The sequence below is a fragment of the Halosolutus gelatinilyticus genome, from assembly GCF_023028105.1.
Lineage (GTDB): Archaea > Halobacteriota > Halobacteria > Halobacteriales > Natrialbaceae > Halosolutus > Halosolutus gelatinilyticus.
In genome coordinates this window covers 40,913-58,429 of the sequence record NZ_CP095493.1, presented here as the reverse complement: position 1 = coordinate 58,429, position 17,517 = coordinate 40,913, and the positions used below count along the sequence as shown (strand labels likewise).

Sequence of the window (17,517 nt, the reverse complement as noted above, 5' to 3'; positions counted from 1 at the left end):
GTTCCACTCGGCTCCGAACGGTGACGAGCGCGTCACGATCAAACGTGTCTTTAGGCTCCGGTGCGAACCGATCCGCGTCAGATGTCACTCGAGATCTCTCCGCCCGACGACGCGCCTCCGTTTCGGGACGTCATCACCGTCCTGGACGACGAGGACTGTCGGACCATCATCGCCGTTCTCGAGCAGCCGATGACGGTCCCGGAGATCTCGGAGGCGGCCGAGCTTCCGCTGTCGTCGACCTACCGGAAACTCGATCGCCTCACCGACGCGCGGCTCGTCGCCGAAACCGACGGGGTTCGTCGCGGCCGCCACCGCAAGTCCAGGTACGCGGTCGATTTCGATCGCGTCTCCATCGACCTCGACGACCAGCAGGAGTTTCGCGTCGATATCACCCGATCGAACCGGCGGTCGCTCGATCTCTGGGCCGACGTGACCCGGGAGTTCTAACGACCCGCACGTCGACCGCTGATCTCCCCAGGCCGGCGATCGCAGCCGGGTTCGCTCGCTCGAGTTCGGTAGCCGTGCTCGGCGGTTTCGTCGGCGATCGACCCGTTCGGTGCTTCCGACCGGTGCTGTACACCGCGCTGAACGGAGACGCCGTAAACGGTCTACGCTGTGCGAATCGTACGTGACGGTCCGCGTCGCTCGATGGACGCCGTTCGGCGCTGACCTCCCGACGGCTCTCCGAGGGGCCCAGCACCGGATTCGTTTGTATATACTTTCGAGTCTTTCACGATATTTGATAGATGCTTTTATAGTAATTTGCTCACTTCTTGCATAATGCACTGATTATCCGCCATTGCTTGGTTGGATTTTAACTATGGGCACTCAGAAGGGGTTCGCATGGGGGAAGAGACCCAAGACACTCTGCCCGACCGACGAACCGTCCTCAAACTAGCAGGCGCCGCCGCCGTCGCCCCGTTGGCCGCAGGCTGTACAGACGGCGGAGGCGGTGGCGGCGGCGATGGCGGTGATGGCGGTGACGGCGGCGGTGATGGCGGTGACGGCGGCGGAGGCGGCGGCGGCAGTAGCGAACTGATCGAGTCCGGAACGGAGATCGAACTCGGTGGCGAGGTCCAGGGATGGCAGGGACAAGCACCCGATCAGATCGCCGACCAGACGAATCCGACGCTTGTCCTGCAGGAAGGCGAATCGTACGACATCACCTGGGAGAACCTCGACGGCCAGGGTCACAACATCGAGATCCGCAACGACAACGACGAAGTCGTCGACGACTACTCGACCGAGGTCATGGACCAACAGGGCGAGACCCAGACGCTCACGGTCGACGAGGTCACAAGCGAGATGACCCAGTACGTCTGCCAGCCCCACGAGGGGACGATGAACGGCGAGATCCAGGTCGAAAGCGGCGGTGGCGGCGGTGGCGGGAACGAGACCGAAGGAAACGAAACCGAAGGAAACGAAACCGAAGGCGGAAACGAGACCGAGGGCGGCAACGAAACGGGAGGCGGAAACGAGTCCGAGTAACGACCCGATTCTCGTCGACCTCGAACTCGAACGCTGGCCGAGAGCGGCCCGATCTGACGCGCTTCACGGCGCGATGATGTGAGGCTAGCGTACGCGCGACAGGCCGCCGCCTGGATCGATCCGCGTCAACTACATACGATTCAGGGGCTAAGTATCGCACATGACCGACACCGCGACGTTCGGCGGCGGCTGTTTCTGGTGCATCGAAGCGGCGTTCAAGGAACTCGACGGGGTCGACTCCGTCACCTCGGGGTACGCCGGCGGTCGCACCGACGACCCGACCTACCGGGAGGTTTGCTCCGGTGAGACCGGTCACGCGGAGGTCGTTCGGGTCGAGTACGATCCCGAGACGATCGGCTACGACGACCTCCTCGAGATCTTCTTCACGATCCACGATCCGACTCAATTGAACCGGCAGGGGCCCGACGTCGGATCGCAGTACCGATCGATCGTCCTCTACGAAACCGACGCGCAGCGCGAGCAGGCCGACGCGTACGTCGAGGCGCTCGACGAGGAGTACGACGACGACGTCGTCACCGAACTGGAGCCGCTCGAGACGTTCTATCCCGCAGAGGAGTACCACCAGGATTACTTCGAGAAGAACCCGCAGGACGCCTACTGCCGGATGCACGCTGCGCCGAAGGTCGAAAAGGTGCGCGAGACGTTCGACGCGAAACTCGAACGGGCGTGAGCCGATCGAGGCGGTTTTTGGGTCGATAGCGGGCGCCGTCACTCGGCGTCCGTTCGCCACCGCAGGAGCACGCCGTCGTCGAGCGGCTCGGCGTTGACGAGTTCGAGCGCCGGGAAATTCTCGACGAACCCCTCGCCGTCCGCCAGCGTGGGCGCGTCGCGGCCGCCGATCACCGTCGGACCGACGAACGCGCGGAGTTCGTCGACCAGTCCGGCCGCGAACAGCGAGAAGATGAGTTCGCCGCCGCCCTCGACCATGATCCGTTCGAGGCCGGCGTCCCGGAGCGCCGAGAACGCCCGCATCAGATCGACCCGATCGTCGCCCGCCGTCACCAGCTTTGCGCGATCGGCGAGTTCCAGCCGGCGATCGACGGGCGCGGACTCGCTCACGCAGAGGTACGTCGACGCCGCGTCGTCGAGGATCGCCGCGTCCAGCGGCGTTCGCCCCGTCGAATCCACGACTACCCGGGCCGGATTGGCCGGGCGGCTGGCGTCGCGGCGCTCCCCCCGGAGCGTCTCGTCTTTGACCGTGAGGTGCGGATCGTCCGCGAGGACGGTCCCGACGCCGACGACGACGGCATCGCTGTCGGCCCGAAGCCGATCGACGCGGGCGAAGTCCTCGTCGCCGCTGATGGCGATCTGCTCCCGGCGTCGCGACGAGAGTTTGCCGTCCGCGCTCATCGCGGCGTTGACGACCACGTGCATACCCACACTGCGAGAGCGGCCCTAAAGAAGACACCGCGTGAAGACCGAACGCTCGTGAAGACGAAAGGCGCCAACTCCGTCCGCGACGTCACCCGAACTCGCCACTACCTCCACGATACAGTCCACGGATTCCGACAAGTCCGAAGAAGAGTGCTAACACCAGCGAAACCGACGATCGATCCGCCACGTGCTTCGTGGTCTATATCCCGGTTGCGAGGAGAAACCCGACCGACCCGATCACCTGTGCGAGTTGCGACTCGCGGAACGCTTCGAACCGCGCGGACAGGGCAACCATACGAGCAGGTAAACGGTCGCGTTCGATAATACTGGTCGTAGCGTCCGGGGATAGTTGTCGGAAACCCCGCGGCGATCTCGACCGTTGATCACGGTCCGGTTGCCCGTTCGTATACCCGAATGCCATACGATTTCCCGCTGGTAACGACTTCGTTTCGGATTTTAGCCGTTCGGTCTCGTATGCTCGGGTTTCCGGGATCTGCGGGAGACGAAGCGGCGCGCTCAGACGGCCAGCCCGACGTCGACGATCACCATGACGACGAAGCCGACGACGAACGTCAGGGTGGCGATATCTGCGTACCCGTGGCCGTGACTGGTGGGGATCAGCTCCCGGAAGATGACGGCCATCATCGTCCCGGCGGCGAACCCCGCGGCGATCGGAAAGAGCCCGGTGACGAGCGCGACGAGGGCGAATCCGAACGCCGCCGCGATCGGTTCGGGAATCGCGCCCGACAGCGTCGTGTACAGGATGGTCTTCAGTTTCGAGAGGTCCGTCTGGCTCGCTGGAACGGCCATCGCAAACCCGTCGGGGACGTTCTGGATCGCGATGGCGAGGGCGAGCGCGACGCCGACGGCCTCCAGACCGCCCGCGAAGGCGATGCCGATCGCCAGCCCCTCGGGAACGTTGTGGATCGTGATCGCGCTCCCGACCAGGATCGCCCGTCGCGCGTTCGAGTCGACGTCCGCCGCTGCTCCGTCGCCTTCGGATCGGGAGCCGTTTGCCTCAGCGGCCACCACGGCTTCGATGATATCCTCGGGTTCGATGACCTCCTCGGCGGCGGTCGACGGCGGAAACGTCCGATCGCCCTCGCCGGTCATCACGAGGTGGACGTGCGGAAGGAGTCGGTTTCCAGCGAGGAGGAACGCGGCGCCGGCGACGATGCCGACGACGACCTCCCACAGCGACCCGAACTCGAGGCCGGGCACCACGAGCGCGAAGACGGCCGCGCCGAACATGATTCCGGCCGCGAGACCGATCGCGGCGTCGTAGAACCGGTGGCTGATGCGGTCCGTAACGAGGATCGGCAGCGCACCGAGACCCGTTGCGGCACCCGCGAGCAGGGCGATTGCGACGACATCGACGATCGAAGCCACGTCTACACCGGTTTCGCCGATCGCTTATTAAATCATCGCGGATCCGTCCGCGCACCCGCCGGATCGCGATCCGGAACGTCCCGGGACCCGGATCGAGGAGCTTCACTTTCACCGCCCCGCGGGAACGCTTTTTAATCCCCCACTCGAATGGCCACTGATGGAACTCGATGATCATGCCGAGGATCTTGCCTCCGACCTCGGCGTCGACAAAGAGGAGGTCAAAGCTGACCTGCAGAACCTGGTGGAGTACAGCGTCCCGATCAACGAAGCGAAACAGAGCCTGCGCCGCAAGTACGGCGGCGGAAGCAGCGGTGGCGGCGCGCCCGCCGCCAAGGAGATCGGCGACATCACGCCCGATGACGGCAACGTCACCGTGACGGGCGTCGTCCTCGCGGCGGGCGAGCGATCGATCCGCTATCAGGGCGACGATCACGTCATCGTCGAGGGACGGATCGCCGACGAAACCGGCGCGATCGATTACACCGCCTGGGAGGACTTCGGCCTCTCGCCCGGCAACACGATCACCGCGGGCAACGCGGGCGTCCGCGAATGGGACGGCGAACCCGAGCTTAACCTCGGCGAGAGCACCTCGCTGTCGTTCGTCGACGAGGCGATCGACGTCGACCACGAGATCGGCGGCGACGCGCAACTGGCCGACCTCCAGACCGGCGATCGCGCCGTGAACGTCGAGGTTGACGTCCTCGAGTACGAGCGACGGACGATCGACGGGCGGGACGGCGAGACGGAGATCCTCAGCGGCGTCTTCGGCGACGAGAGCGGCCGGTTGCCGTTCACGAACTGGGATCCGGCGCCGGCGATCGAGGAGGGCGGGCCCGTCCGCATCGAGAACGCCTACGTCCAGGAGTTCCGGGGCGTCCCCGAGATCAACGTCTCCGAGTTCTCGACCGTGACGCCGCTCGATCGCGAGATCGAGGTCGGCGCGGACGCGACGACGATGGAGGTCGGCGAGGCGGTCCGCACCGGCGGCATCTACGACGTCGAACTCGTCGGGAACGCGATCGCGGTCCGCGACGGCTCCGGGCTCATCCAGCGCTGTCCGGAGTGTTACCGCGTCATCCAGAAGGGGCAGTGTCGCACCCACGGGAACGTCGACGGCATCGACGACCTGCGCGTGAAGGCGATCCTCGACGACGGCACCGGTACGGTGACGGTCGTCCTCGACGACGATCTGACCGAGGACGTCTACGGCGGGACGCTCGAGGACGCCCTCGAGCAGGCCCGCGAAGCGATGGATCAGGAAGTCGTCGCCGACGAGATCCGCGATCGAATCGTCGGCCGCGAGTACCGCATTCGTGGTCACCTCTCGGTCGACGAGTACGGGGCGAACCTCGACGCCGAATCGTTCGACGAAAGCGACGACGATCCGGCCGCACGCGCCGCGGCATTCCTCGAGGAGGTGCGAGCATGAGCGCAAACGGCGACGGCGACGAGGAGATTCCGGGGCGCGAGATCGCCTACCGTCTCTTCGCCGCCGAGTACGACGACGCGTCGCTGTCGTACGCCGAAAGCGACGAGGAACGCGCCCCCAACTACGTGATCACGCCGACCGGGGCCCGACTCAACCGACTCTTCGCCGTCGGGACGCTCACCGAGGTGACGGCGGTCAACGACGAGATGCTCCGCGCGCGCGTCGTCGATCCGACGGGCGCGTTCGTCGTCTACGCCGGCCAGTACCAGCCCGACGAACTGGCCGCCCTCGAACAGCTCGAACCGCCGGTGTTCGTCGCTGTGACCGGCAAGGCCCGGACCTACCAGCCCGACGACTCCGATCGGGTCTACACGTCGATCCGCCCCGAGAGCATCGCGCCCGTCGACGCCGACACGCGCGATCGCTGGGTCGTCAGCGCCGCCGAGCAGACCCTCGACCGGATCGGTACCTACGCCGGGGTCGCCGAACGCGACGCCAGCGACGACGCGCTGACGGCGGCGCTGCGCGAGGCCGGCGTCGACCGCGGGCTCGCCTCGGGGATTCCGCTCGCCAGAGACCACTACGGGACGACGGCCGACTACCTCGCCGCCCTGCGCGACTGCGCGATCGAGGCCGTCGAGGTCGTCGCGGGCGATCGCGAGCAGGTGAGCGGCCTCACCCTGAATCCGGACGCGTCCAGTCCCGAGATCGGCGGGACGTTCGGCGACCTCGCGACCCTCGCGGACGTCGACGCGGCCGACGTCGAGGCGATCGACGACTCGGCTGCCGAGTCCAAGGGCGACGCAGCCGACGAGTCCGACGCGGAAGAACCCGAAGCCGAACCGGTCGCGGCGACCGCCAGCGGATCGGCCGCCGGAACGGCGAGCGCCGCCCCCGAATCGACCGGGAGCGACGGGGAGTCGGAGTCGGAGTCGGCGATCGACGCAGCCGCCGAAACCGGCGAATCGGCCGAGACCGACGATCTCGGCGATTTCGACGGGGATAGCTCCGGAAGCGACGACGGGGCGATCGACGAGACGGACGCCGAGACCGGCGACGTCGACGCCGATGCGGCCGACGAAGCCGACGCGGTCGATTCGACCGACGGCGATATCGGCGACTTCGACGGCGGCATGTACGAGATGGACGAGGAGGAGCGCGAACAGATCGAGGAGGAGTACGGCACCGAGTTCACCACCGGTGCGGACGTGGACGAGCCGGGCGAGTCGGAGATCGATACCTCGTCGCCCGCCGAAGAACCGGCGGACGACGGCAGCGAGTCCGCCGCGAGCGCGTCCGAATCCGATGCCGATGACCTCGGCGCGCCGCCGGAGTCGAGTCTCGACGGCGAACCGACGGACGCCGAAGCTGACGCAGAGACGACAGCGGACGAGGAAGACGTCGCAGACGACGAGCTCGAAGATCCCGAAGCGGAATCCGCTCCAGAAATCGACGGCGAGGAATCGACGGGAGCCGACGAAGACGAAGTCGATGAAGACGAGACTGATGCGGACGAAGATGCACCGGCCGCGGAGGACGTCGATCTGGAGTCGTTCGTCGTCGAGACGATGGAGGAGCTCGACGACGGCTCGGGTGCCGATCGCGCCGAACTCGTCGAGGCAGTCGCCGCCGATACCGGGGCGAGCGAGGGCGAAGTCGAAGACGCCATCCAGGACGCGCTCATGGGCGGACAGTGTTACGAACCCGACGACGGGACGCTGAAGGCGATCTAACGCGATCGATGACGGACGACCGGCCCCGGACGTCACCGGCCCGCGTCGAACCCGTTCCGGGCGAACCGGCCGCGACGGCGACGATCGGAGACGATCGGACGCTGCTCGTCGCCGACTACCACGCCGGCTACGAGGCCGGACTCCGATACGAGCGCGGCGTCGACGTCCCCAGCAGGGCCGCCGATCGCCGCGAGCAACTCCTGGGGCTGATCGAGCGGACCGCGCCCGGGCGACTCGTAGTCCTCGGCGACCTCATGCACTCGATCGGCGATCCGGGCGGCGCGGAGCGCGGCGAACTCGAGGTGCTGTTCGAATCGCTGCCGGCGGAGCTCGAGGTGACGGTCGTCAAGGGGAACCACGACGGCGGGATCGAAACCTGGCTCGACGACGCCGCGGTCGTCCCCGGAGAGGGGGTCGCGCTGGACCGCGTCGGCGTCTGTCACGGGCACACGTGGCCGACGCCGGAGGTGCTCGACTGCGACGTGGTCTGTCTGGGACACGAGCACCCGTGCGTCCGCCTCGAAGACGAAGTCGGCGGCAGTCGCGTCGAACGGGCGTGGCTTCGCGGCCGCCTCACCCCGGAACCGTTTCGCGATCGGCCGGCGTACGACGGCCTCCCCTGGCTCTCCCCGGGAGCCGAGTCCCCGCGCCCGCCGCGGGTGGTCGTCGTGCCGGCGTTCAACGACCTGGTCGGCGGCACCTGGATCAACGTCCCCGGCCAGTCGTTTCTCGCCCCGTTTCTGCCGGCGGGGCTGGTCGACGGCGAGGCGTACCTGCTCGATGGAACCCGGCTCGGCTCGTACCGATCGGTGTAGCACCGATCGGCGCGGCAGCGGAGCGGGGCGCTCGCGCCGAGCGAGGAGCCGGATTCCTCCGAGCGGCTCGACGAACGCGGCCGAGGGCCGGTCGCAAGCGCATGTAAGCCGAATGGCCATCCTCCGGCCGCGAGAAACGCGGCGTATGTCGCTTTCGACCTACCGCCTCGAGATCGAGGAAGTCGAGGGAAGCGGGATCGACGCGGACGTCTACGGCGAGGACGACCTGATCGAGGACTCGACGCACGTCTCCTACGACGATTACGCGATCGGCCCGGACGAGGCCGGGAACGGGCCGTCGTACACCGAAGAAGTGACCGCCGACGTCACGACGATTGACCTCCAGGTCGAACGCACCGACGGAGGGTTCGCGTTCCGACTGCTCGGCGATCGGGACGAACTGGCGGTCGTTCGAATCGACGACGACGAGCTCGGTGCCGAGTGACGGCGACCGTTCGGAAGTACCGACCGTCGCGGCCGGCGTTTCGCGTCTCTACCGATCGGCGGTCGCGTCGTCACTCGTCGCGAGCCACCGTCTTCGACCGGATCTCGTCGCCCTCGCGCCACTGGAAGTAGTAGTACGTCGTGCCCGCTATTTCGTCCACCGAGACGCTGGCACCGTCGGGAACGTCGTCCGGGAACGGCGGATCATCGGGCGGATCCTCGCTCCCGCTCGCTTCCTCGTCGGCGGACCGATCGCGGTGACCGGCGGTCGCCTCGTCGGATCCGGTCGACGACCCGGATTCGGCGTTCCGTTCGGCGTCGGTCCAGGCGACCAGCTCGTCCACGTAGGTCGCGACGGTACGAAGCGTCTCGAGGTCCGCCTCCCCCAGCGCCTCGAGGAACGCGCGAAGGTCGTCGTCGAGTTCCGGCGGCGGCGTCGGTCGATCGGTTCTCGTCATCCCGTTCGGACGTGGGACGACGACGGTAAAACGCCCTTCGAACGGGACGGCGAATCCGTCCGCCGATCGCGAGCGCCGCGCCCGGTTCGCGAAGTGGATGGGTGCGAACGATCCGCATATTAATACCTCAAAAACGATATAAACTCAATTAGAACGGAAATTTATATATCCGAAGGTGGTCCTCTCGATCGAATAATGACGGTTCGACGACACCAACAGCATCGGCTCTCCCCGGAGGCGATCGAACCGATTCCGGACGACCTCGAATCGGCGCAGGCGAAGCTCGTGTACCTGTACCTCTCGGCGACCGGCGGGGCGACGGCCGACGAGATGAGTGAAACACTGTCGATGAAGAAGATCGCCATCCTGAGTTTGCTCGAGACGCTGGCCAGCGCCGGGCACGTCGAAGAGCGGGACGACGCGTACGTCGTCGCGTAATCGGCGCGCGTCGGGAGCCGCCGAAGCGGACCGGGTTCCTTAGAACGTCTCGAGGTAGCGATCGAGCTCCCACCGGGAGACGTCGACGAGGTAGTCCTGGAACTCCGCGCGCTTGGCTTCCACGAACTTCGGACCGATGTGCTCGCCCAGCGCGGCGTAGATGGCCTCGTCCGCCTCGAGGGCGTCGACCGCTTCGCCGAGGTTCGACGGCAGCGTATCGATACCGTACGCTTCGCGTTTCCGCTCGTCGAACTCGTAGATGTTCTCGCGGACCGGGTCGGGCGCTTCGAGGCCCCGTTCGATGCCGTCGAGGCCGGCGTGGATCATGACCGCGATCGCGAGGTAGGGGTTACACGACGGGTCCGGCGAGCGCAGTTCGACGCGCGAGGCCGCGGGGACGCGCGCGGCCGGCTTGCGGATCAGCGCCGATCGGTTGCGGTCGGACCAGGCGACGTAGACGGGCGCCTCGTAGCCCGGCACCAGCCGTTTGTAGCTGTTGACCGTCGGGTTGGCGACGGCCGTGATCGCCGGCGCGTGTTCGAGGATTCCCGCGAGGAACGAGCGGGCGGTCTCGGAGAGGTTGAACTCGTCGTCGTCGTCGTGGAAGGCGTTCTCGCCGTCGTCGGTGAACAGCGAGATGTGGGTGTGCATCCCCGAGCCGTTGATCCGCGGGATCGGCTTCGGCATGAACGTCGCGTGGAGGTCGTGTTCGGCGGCGATCGCGCGGACGACGATGCGGAATGTGGCGACGTTGTCGGCGGTCGCGAGGGCGTCGTCGTAGGTGAAGTTGATCTCGTGTTGGCCTTCGGCGACCTCGTGGTGGCTCGCCTCGACTTCGAAGCCCATGTCCTCGAGGCCGTAGATGATGTCGCGGCGAACGTCGCTCGCCAGGTCCTTGGGCGCGAGGTCGAAGTAGCCGCCGGCGTCGTTGGTCTCGGTCGTCGCGCGCCCCTCCTCGTCCTCCTCGAACAGGAAGAATTCGGGTTCGGGTGCGGCGTTGACCGTGTATCCCATTTCGTCGGCACGCTCGAGCGCGTTCTTCAAGACGTATCGGGGGTCTCCCTCGAACGGTTCGCCCGTGGAGGTGTCGTAGACGTCGCAGATCATCCGCGCCGAGGCGCCGTCGTCGTGGTTTCTCCACGGAAGGATCGCGAACGTTTCCGGGTCGGGCACGAGGCGCATGTCCGACTCCTGAATCCGCACGAAGCCCTCGATCGACGATCCGTCGAAGTAAATCCCCTCGATAAACGCCTTCTCGGCCTGCCGGGCCGGCACCGAGACGTTCTTGACCGTACCCAGAATGTCGGTAAACTGCAGGCGAAGGAAGTTGATGTCCTCCGCGTCGATCGTTTCGAGTACCTCCTCTTCCGCGGTCGTTAAGCTCCCATCCGTCATCTTTTATTCGTCGTAACGGACTATCTCCACTATTAAAGCTCTGCTGTCGTTGGCAAATATGCTGAGTTAGATATAAAGCTGGACGTTTGACCACATGTAACCGGAGGCAGGGCGCCCCGATGCGTCGCGGCGTGAAAATTCCGCGGCGAAAACTGGACAAGTGGTGGCTCGACTCCCGATTACCGGTCGTCGGCCGCTGACGGCGTCTCGGTGACACCGTCGAAGTCGAGAGGAAGGAGAACCGCGTTACCGACGTTACGTGCGATCGAACTACGCACGATCGAGCCGAGGACGGGTTGGCGTCATCGCCGCAACGCTCAGGAGGCCCGCGTCGACGCTCGCACGCCAGACGTCGATCGAGGTGTACAGGACTCGGCTCCAGGCGGTTGCGGGTTGAACCCGGGGTCGCCGCGACTCGAGCTCGGTCGATCGCGGCCGTTCGCTGATCGTGGTCTCGCACGCCGGGCAGACGTAGGCGACGGACTCACCCCGTTCTTCGCGGAGCCAATCGCCATCGATCGGGCTCCGGTGGTCGCACTCCAGACAGAACAGCAGTGACTTGCGTCGCGCTGGCTGACTACTCGCGCGTTCGGTGGCGGGACGAGTCATCACCGTCCGGTACGGGCTCGAAGGGGAAAGCATCTATCCAACACGAACGTCGATGCGGAATTCGTTCGAATCGTATGCTGCCGTCGCGATCCGGCACAGCGCGATCGCCGTCGAGTTCGGCGCGTGGACCGCCGATTTCCGTCCGAACCCGGGGCGACGACTACGGAATCGACGCTTCGATCGCCCCGTCCGGAACCGCGGCGCGTGACTGTCCGTCCACTTCGACGTCCCGACAACGAGCCTCGTCGAGCTACGAGTGGAAACCCCCGAGCCGGCGAACCCGCGCGTCTCCCTTCCCGCTCCCTCGTCGAACGACGTATAAAGCGTGTACGAGTGAACGGGCGCCTACTTGTCTTCCTCCGCGAGAACCACCCCCGTGAAGCGGCGTGCGTTTCTCGGCGCGATCGGGACGGTCGGTTCGCTCGCGACGATCGGGTACGCGATGCGAACACCGAAAACCACCCTCGAGGTGCGCGTCTGGCTCTCGGAAACCGCCGCGACGTACGACGGCGTCATCGATCGCGTCCTCGAGTACCTCGGGTCGATGCTCGATTTCGACCACTGGTCGCTCGACCTCTCGGCCGGCGGCGTCGTATCGGTTTCGACCGAAGACGGTGCGCGAATCACCAGCCGCGGGGAGTGGCCTCGAATCGTCGCGTCCGGGGCGATCGGTCGGCGGGATATCGAGCCCGCGGCCGACGCTAACGTACTGATCACGGACGGGCAGATGGTCACCGCACCGACCGGATACGGGATCCCGCACGTCGCGTCGGTCGGCGGCGCTCGACACCTCGCGGCGCTCCCGCCGTTCGACGACCTGCTCGCCAGGGACGACGTCGACGCGAGCCAGAAGATCGTTCCGAACGCGGCGCCGACGCGCTCGATACAGATTCTCGCGCACGAGATCGGTCACGCGCTCGGGCTGGGCCACAAGCACGGCGTCGCCTACCGATACGGCGACGCCATCGTGTCGACGCCGATGCTCAGTAGCTACGCCTGGAGCCCGGATCACGATCGAAGCGAATCCGCCTGCGGCACGTCGTATCCGGACCCCGACGGGCTCGAACGCCGACTCAACCTCGTCTTCTCGGCGTGCGCGCGCCGCGAACTGGCGCGGTACGGCGGCAGTCTTCCGGCGTAACCACTCGAACGCGAAGGAAACGCGGACAACACGCCGATCCGGGACGCCGCACCACCGTCGTAACCGATTCCCGCGGCAGCCGCGCGCTGGCCCACGTGACGGCCGTACACTCGATCCTCGCGACGACCGGACGCTGGTACCGTCGGTACGAATCGATCGCGAGCGTCGTTACTGCTCTTCGCTCCGTTCGTCTTCGCCGCGTGCGAAGCTCCGCTGCTGGTCCCCGCCGTTCGCGGACCCGGCGTTGGGACCCTCGATGAGCGTCTCGAAGTCGTCGACCTCGTCGTACTGGTCCCGGTAGACGATCGCCGCCTTCCCGAGAGAGGTGATCTCGTACAGTCCGGACCGCTCCGCGGGGCCGATCTTCCGGACGAGTCCGTAATCCTCGAGGACCGGTAATCTCGTATTGATGTTCTTTCGGCTCTTACCCGTGTGTTCGGCCAGATTCGTCGCGACGTTTCGACCCTTGTCCTCGAGCTCTTCGAGGATCAGGAAATCAGTTGGCTGGCGTAATTTCACTTGCTGTCACGCTCCTATCTCACTATATATCCAGCACTGACTAATACTTTCGAATCTTACCGCCTCGATCGTGCCGCTGCTGTCGTCGATCGGTGGAAGTTGTGATAGGAATGACAACTACCGGCGGAAAAGCACCGGATTTGTCAACTTGCGTCGGCAGGAGTGGAATCCGAATCCCGGACTCGACGTCCGCTACGTCGACCTTGGGAGCGCCGGCGGATTCGAGGGGGTCGGCGGATCGTCGACTACCTCGTCGGCGATCGATTCGATCCACCGAAGGAGCCCGCCGACCGCGGACGGGGATTCCACTCGCGCCGAGGCGACGGACGGATCGTCTCCCCCGACTCGGACTCCGACGCCCTCCGGCTCGACGGCCCGAAACGCTGACTCGTCGGTGACGTCGTCGCCGACGTAGATCGACCGCACACCGGCGGAGCGATCGGTCTCGAGTAACTCGACCGCGTTCCCCTTTCCCCAGGGAACGGCGGGTTCGATCTCCAGAATCCGTTTTCCGGTCGAGATCTCGAGATCGTCGCCGCCGATCCGATCGACGATCTCGCGGGTTCGACGGCGGAGTAGCGGTCGGGCCGCCTCGGGGACGGATCGAACGTGGACCGTTCCCGTCAGCCGCTTGTTCTCCACCCGACAGCTCGGCACCGTCGAAGCCAGTTCTTCGAGGGCCGAGGTGACGGCCGCAAGGCGATTCGCGCGGGACCGGGCGACCGGATGCACGGCGACCGACCCCTCGCGCTCGAGTTCGAGCCCGTGGTTCCCCGCGTAGATCGACGGCCCGTCGATTCGCTCGCGGACGTCCGCGAGCGCACGGCCGCTGACAATCGCGGTCGTGATCGCCGGGTGGGCGGCGAGTCGCTCGACCGCCGCCTCGTTTTCCGGCCGCGGCGTCGCCTCGTCCGGATCCTCGACGATCGGTGCGAGCGTCCCGTCGAAGTCCAGACAGACGAGCAGTTCGGAGGCGCCGCGAAGCCGCTCTCGGATCCGATCGCGCTGCTCCCAGACGAGGGCAGGTGGCGTCCGTTCCGACATCGGTTATACCGGGGGCGTGGGTTCGTGCGAGTCGCGATCGTGATCTCGGTTCCGCTCCCGGTCGAGAGCCGCGTCGGTGCGCTCCCTCGCGCCGTCCGCGTGCACGCGCCGGATCCAGTCGAACTGCGTTCCCATCCACGATTCGAGATCGCCGTCGAAGACGCGGGACCGAAGCGCGTTCATCCGGTACTGTCGTTCGTGCGGCGGCATCGTCAGCGCCCGTTCGAGCTGGTCGACCACCCCTTCGGTGTCGGTCGGATCGATCGTGAGCGCGTGCGATCCGAGTCGATCGTGGACACCGGTTCTGTCGCTCAAGAGCAGACAGCTGTTCCCGTCGATGCTCGCGGCGACGTACTCCTGTGCGACCAGGTTCATCCCGTCGCGCAACGCGCTCACCACCATGACGTCCGAGTGGCGGTACAGCCCGGCGAGGGTTTCGTTCGAGATGTACTCCTCGATGTAGACGATCGGCTGCCAGTCGGGACGGGCGAACCGCCGGTTGATCCGATCCGCCTCGCTCCGGACGAACTCGCCGTACTGCTGGTACGTCTCGATCTCGGTCCGCGACGGCGTCGCTTTCTGGACGAACGTGAACTCGCCGCGCCACCCGGGATGCCGTTCGAAGAACCGCTCGATCGCGGCGAACCGTTCGGGAATCCCCTTCGAATAATCGAGGCGATCGACCCCGAGTCCGACGGCGCAGCCGCGGGGAATCGCCGCCTCCTCGAACGTCGATCCGAGATCCACCGACGCCGATCGAGCGTTCCGCGCGTACGAGTCGGCGTGGACGCCCATCGGCGTCGCGACGACGCGAGTCGTCGACCCGTCGTGACGGACGGTTCTCGTTTCCCGATCGACGTCGGCCGCCGGCAGGAATCGATCCGCGCACTCGAGGAAGGCGTCAACGTACCGATCGACGTGGAAGCCGAGAAGATCGTTACCGAGTAGGCCCTCGAGGATCGGCTTCCCCGCGGGGCAGTGACGGAACGTGTCCGCCGGCGGCCACGGGATGTGCCAGAACTGGGCGATGGTCACCGAGTCGGGGGCCGCCCGTCGAATTGCTTGCGACGCGAGCGCGAAGTGATAGTCCTGCAGCCAGATCACCGAGTCGGCCGACGCGTGCTCGACGGCCGCGTCCGCGAACCGTTGGTTGACGGTTCGATACCACTCGAAATCGGAGTCCCGATGTTCGACGAGGTCGGGAAACTCGTGGCACAGCGGCCAGAGCACCCGGTTGCTGAACCCGCGATAGTAGGCCTCGACGGCGTCCTCCGAGAGGTCGATTCGATGCAACGTGTACGCTTCGGCGTCGGGCGGAACCGCGACGCAGTTTCGATCGTCCGTGACGGCGAAGTCCGCGTCGCCGTCGCCCCACGCGATCCAGGTCCCCTCGACGTGCTGAATCACGGGATCGAGACCGGCGGTCAACCCGCCGGTCGGTTCGTCGACGGTGATCGACCGATCGTCGAGCGACCCCGTTCCGATCGTGCCGTCCGCCGACTGTTCCGATTCCCGTTCCGCCGCCGTCGACCCGTGATCCGTCGCCTCATCGTACTCGTGTCGGTACGGCTGTCGGTTCGAGACGACGATCAGCGATCCCGGACAGACCGATTCGTCGAGCTGCGTATCGACGACGGATCGGCCGTTCTCTTCGATTCGGCACTGCCAGGGACGAGTCGGCGACGACGACCGCTCCTCGGGAAATACCATTCGCTGCATCAAGACAGCCTCATCGCGGGTTGGTTCGCGGCCTGCAGGCGCCGGGAGGATTTACTACCTCCCCGTACCGGCCGTTGCAGTGCCCGATATCAGCCGTGTACCGGCCGTTGTAGTTGTGCGCACCGGCCGTTGTAGTTACGCGCGGTTCCCACGTCGCCGCGGCACCTGATGCCACTTCGGGGCTCGATGACGGGACGGCGCTCGACGTCGGTGCGCCGCCCACGAAACGTTCATTTCTCGACCGGCCGAATCGCCGGTATGAGATCCGTGTTCGAGTCCCGGCTGGCCGCGACCCGACGGCGACTCGCCGCCGTCGACGCCGACCTGGCCGTCTGTTTTCCGAGCCCCAACCTCACGTACCTCGTCGGCTTCGACGAATCGCCCTCGGAGCGGCACCTGCTGCTCTTCGTGCCCACGGATGGACCGACGGTCCTTCTCGCGCCGACGATGTACGAAGCCCAGCTCGATCGGTGCCCGATCGACGAACTCCGGCTCTGGGACGACGACGAGGAGCCCCTCGCCGTGCTCGAGCGAACCGTCTCGGATCTGGGATTCGACGAGGCGTCCGGCGAGCCGCCGACGGTCCTCGTCGACGATCGGATGTGGGCGACGTTCACGCAGGATCTCCGGTCCGCGCTTCCCCGTGCCGAGTTCGGACTCGCGAGCGCCGCGATCGAACCGCTTCGGCTCAAGAAGGACGACGTCGAACTCGACGCGCTCGAGCGGGCCGGCGCCATCGCCGATCGGGTCTCGGTCGCCGTCCGATCGCGGGGACGCGACCTCGTGGGACTGACCGAGGCGGAACTCGCCGCCGAGATCGACCGACTACTGACGGCTGAAGGCGGCGACGAGCCCGCGTTCGAGACGATCGTCGCCTCCGGACCCAACGGCGCATCTCCCCACCACCACGGCGGTCAGCGACGGATCGAACCCGGCGACCCGATCGTTCTGGACTTCGGAACGACCGCTTCAGCCGACCTCGAAGACGGAACGGGGCGGTATCCGAGCGATCAAACCCGAACCGTCGTCGTCGGCGAGCCGTCGGCCGAGTTCGAACACGTACACGAGATCGTCCGCGACGCACAGGAGGCAGCCGTCGACGCCGTCGAACCCGGTGTCGCGGCCGCGGAGATCGATCGGGTAGCGCGTGACGTGATCGACGACGCCGGCTACGCTGACGCCTTCATCCACCGGACGGGCCACGGCGTCGGACTGGAAGTTCACGAACCGCCGTACATCGCCGCCGGTACGGATCGCGAACTCGAACCTGGGATGGTGTTCAGCGTCGAACCGGGGATCTACCTGGACGGAGCGTTCGGCGTCAGAATCGAAGACCTCGTCGTCGTCACCGACGACGGGGCCGACCGATTGAACGACTCTCCCCGAGGATGGAAAACCGGCGATCGGTTCGACGCGCCCTGATTCCGGGACACCGCCTTTCCGGTGAAATCCCGCCGATCGAGCGGTCGTTCCGGTAAACGATACCGGTCATCACCGATCG

The 17,517-nt window shown here is 66.3% G+C and carries 18 protein-coding genes; 10 read left to right on the top strand and 8 right to left on the bottom strand.

Annotated features, from left to right (window positions below; translation table 11 throughout):
• Positions 1 to 81: 81 nt before the first annotated feature.
• From MUH00_RS21710 to msrA, 3 genes are all read left to right on the top strand, one after another.
• Positions 82 to 447 (top strand): helix-turn-helix domain-containing protein, encoded by a 366-nt coding sequence (locus MUH00_RS21710; RefSeq protein WP_247004947.1) that lies wholly within the window; start codon positions 82 to 84, stop codon positions 445 to 447.
• Between the two features lie 396 nt (positions 448 to 843).
• Positions 844 to 1,488, top strand: a complete 645-nt coding sequence (locus tag MUH00_RS21705; protein ID WP_247004946.1) for a cupredoxin domain-containing protein — start codon at positions 844 to 846, stop codon at positions 1,486 to 1,488.
• Positions 1,489 to 1,648: 160 nt separating this feature from the next.
• A complete protein-coding gene (msrA, locus tag MUH00_RS21700; protein ID WP_247004945.1) occupies positions 1,649 to 2,179 on the top strand; it encodes a peptide-methionine (S)-S-oxide reductase MsrA in 531 nt (176 codons plus the stop codon).
• A gap of 38 nt (positions 2,180 to 2,217) precedes the next feature.
• On the opposite strand, the gene MUH00_RS21695 is transcribed toward msrA, so the two are convergent.
• A complete protein-coding gene (locus tag MUH00_RS21695; RefSeq protein ID WP_247004943.1) occupies positions 2,218 to 2,883 on the bottom strand; it encodes a 2,5-diamino-6-(ribosylamino)-4(3H)-pyrimidinone 5'-phosphate reductase in 666 nt (221 codons plus the stop codon).
• A 516-nt stretch (positions 2,884 to 3,399) separates the two neighbouring features.
• Positions 3,400 to 4,272: a ZIP family metal transporter gene (locus tag MUH00_RS21690; protein ID WP_247004941.1), complete on the bottom strand. Its 873-nt coding sequence runs from the start codon at positions 4,270 to 4,272 to the stop codon at positions 3,400 to 3,402.
• A 157-nt stretch (positions 4,273 to 4,429) separates the two neighbouring features.
• Between MUH00_RS21690 and MUH00_RS21685 the strand changes: the two genes are divergently transcribed.
• From MUH00_RS21685 to MUH00_RS21670, 4 genes are all read left to right on the top strand, one after another.
• On the top strand, positions 4,430 to 5,701 hold the full coding sequence (locus MUH00_RS21685) for a Single-stranded DNA binding protein (protein WP_247004939.1): 1,272 nt from the start codon (positions 4,430 to 4,432) through the stop codon (positions 5,699 to 5,701).
• Positions 5,698 to 7,434 (top strand): hypothetical protein, encoded by a 1,737-nt coding sequence (locus MUH00_RS21680; protein ID WP_247004936.1) that lies wholly within the window; start codon positions 5,698 to 5,700, stop codon positions 7,432 to 7,434. Before MUH00_RS21685 ends, MUH00_RS21680 begins: the two co-directional genes overlap by 4 nt.
• Before the next feature lie 8 nt (positions 7,435 to 7,442).
• On the top strand, positions 7,443 to 8,249 hold the full coding sequence (locus MUH00_RS21675) for a metallophosphoesterase (protein WP_247004934.1): 807 nt from the start codon (positions 7,443 to 7,445) through the stop codon (positions 8,247 to 8,249).
• Between the two features lie 145 nt (positions 8,250 to 8,394).
• Positions 8,395 to 8,694 carry a hypothetical protein gene (locus MUH00_RS21670; RefSeq protein ID WP_247004932.1) on the top strand — a complete coding sequence of 100 codons (300 nt, stop codon included), beginning with the start codon at positions 8,395 to 8,397 and terminating at the stop codon, positions 8,692 to 8,694.
• A gap of 70 nt (positions 8,695 to 8,764) precedes the next feature.
• Here MUH00_RS21670 and MUH00_RS21665 read toward each other — a convergent pair whose 3' ends face one another.
• Positions 8,765 to 9,151: a hypothetical protein gene (locus tag MUH00_RS21665; RefSeq protein ID WP_247004931.1), complete on the bottom strand. Its 387-nt coding sequence runs from the start codon at positions 9,149 to 9,151 to the stop codon at positions 8,765 to 8,767.
• Positions 9,152 to 9,346: 195 nt separating this feature from the next.
• On the opposite strand from MUH00_RS21665, the gene MUH00_RS21660 reads away from it, so the two are divergent.
• Entirely contained in the window at positions 9,347 to 9,589 is a 243-nt protein-coding gene (locus tag MUH00_RS21660) for a MarR family transcriptional regulator (protein ID WP_247004930.1), read from the top strand.
• Positions 9,590 to 9,628: 39 nt separating this feature from the next.
• Here the strand turns inward: MUH00_RS21660 and glnA are convergent, their stop codons facing one another.
• Both glnA and MUH00_RS21650 read right to left on the bottom strand, forming a co-directional pair.
• Positions 9,629 to 10,984: a type I glutamate--ammonia ligase gene (glnA, locus tag MUH00_RS21655; protein WP_247004929.1), complete on the bottom strand. Its 1,356-nt coding sequence runs from the start codon at positions 10,982 to 10,984 to the stop codon at positions 9,629 to 9,631.
• 270 nt (positions 10,985 to 11,254) lie between these two features.
• Positions 11,255 to 11,593, bottom strand: coding sequence for a DUF8106 domain-containing protein (locus tag MUH00_RS21650; protein WP_247004928.1), 339 nt, complete (start codon positions 11,591 to 11,593; stop codon positions 11,255 to 11,257).
• A 376-nt stretch (positions 11,594 to 11,969) separates the two neighbouring features.
• Between MUH00_RS21650 and MUH00_RS21645 the strand changes: the two genes are divergently transcribed.
• On the top strand, positions 11,970 to 12,734 hold the full coding sequence (locus MUH00_RS21645) for a peptidase M10A and M12B matrixin and adamalysin (RefSeq protein ID WP_247004927.1): 765 nt from the start codon (positions 11,970 to 11,972) through the stop codon (positions 12,732 to 12,734).
• Between the two features lie 168 nt (positions 12,735 to 12,902).
• Here MUH00_RS21645 and MUH00_RS21640 read toward each other — a convergent pair whose 3' ends face one another.
• The 3 genes from MUH00_RS21640 to MUH00_RS21630 form a co-directional block, all read right to left on the bottom strand.
• Positions 12,903 to 13,253: a winged helix-turn-helix domain-containing protein gene (locus MUH00_RS21640; protein WP_247004926.1), complete on the bottom strand. Its 351-nt coding sequence runs from the start codon at positions 13,251 to 13,253 to the stop codon at positions 12,903 to 12,905.
• Between the two features lie 192 nt (positions 13,254 to 13,445).
• Positions 13,446 to 14,297, bottom strand: a complete 852-nt coding sequence (gene otsB / locus MUH00_RS21635; RefSeq protein WP_247004925.1) for a trehalose-phosphatase — start codon at positions 14,295 to 14,297, stop codon at positions 13,446 to 13,448.
• Positions 14,298 to 14,300: 3 nt separating this feature from the next.
• Positions 14,301 to 16,007 (bottom strand): alpha,alpha-trehalose-phosphate synthase (UDP-forming), encoded by a 1,707-nt coding sequence (locus MUH00_RS21630; protein ID WP_247005022.1) that lies wholly within the window; start codon positions 16,005 to 16,007, stop codon positions 14,301 to 14,303.
• Positions 16,008 to 16,274: 267 nt separating this feature from the next.
• On the opposite strand from MUH00_RS21630, the gene MUH00_RS21625 reads away from it, so the two are divergent.
• Positions 16,275 to 17,438: a M24 family metallopeptidase gene (locus tag MUH00_RS21625; RefSeq protein WP_247004924.1), complete on the top strand. Its 1,164-nt coding sequence runs from the start codon at positions 16,275 to 16,277 to the stop codon at positions 17,436 to 17,438.
• Positions 17,439 to 17,517: the final 79 nt, after the last annotated feature.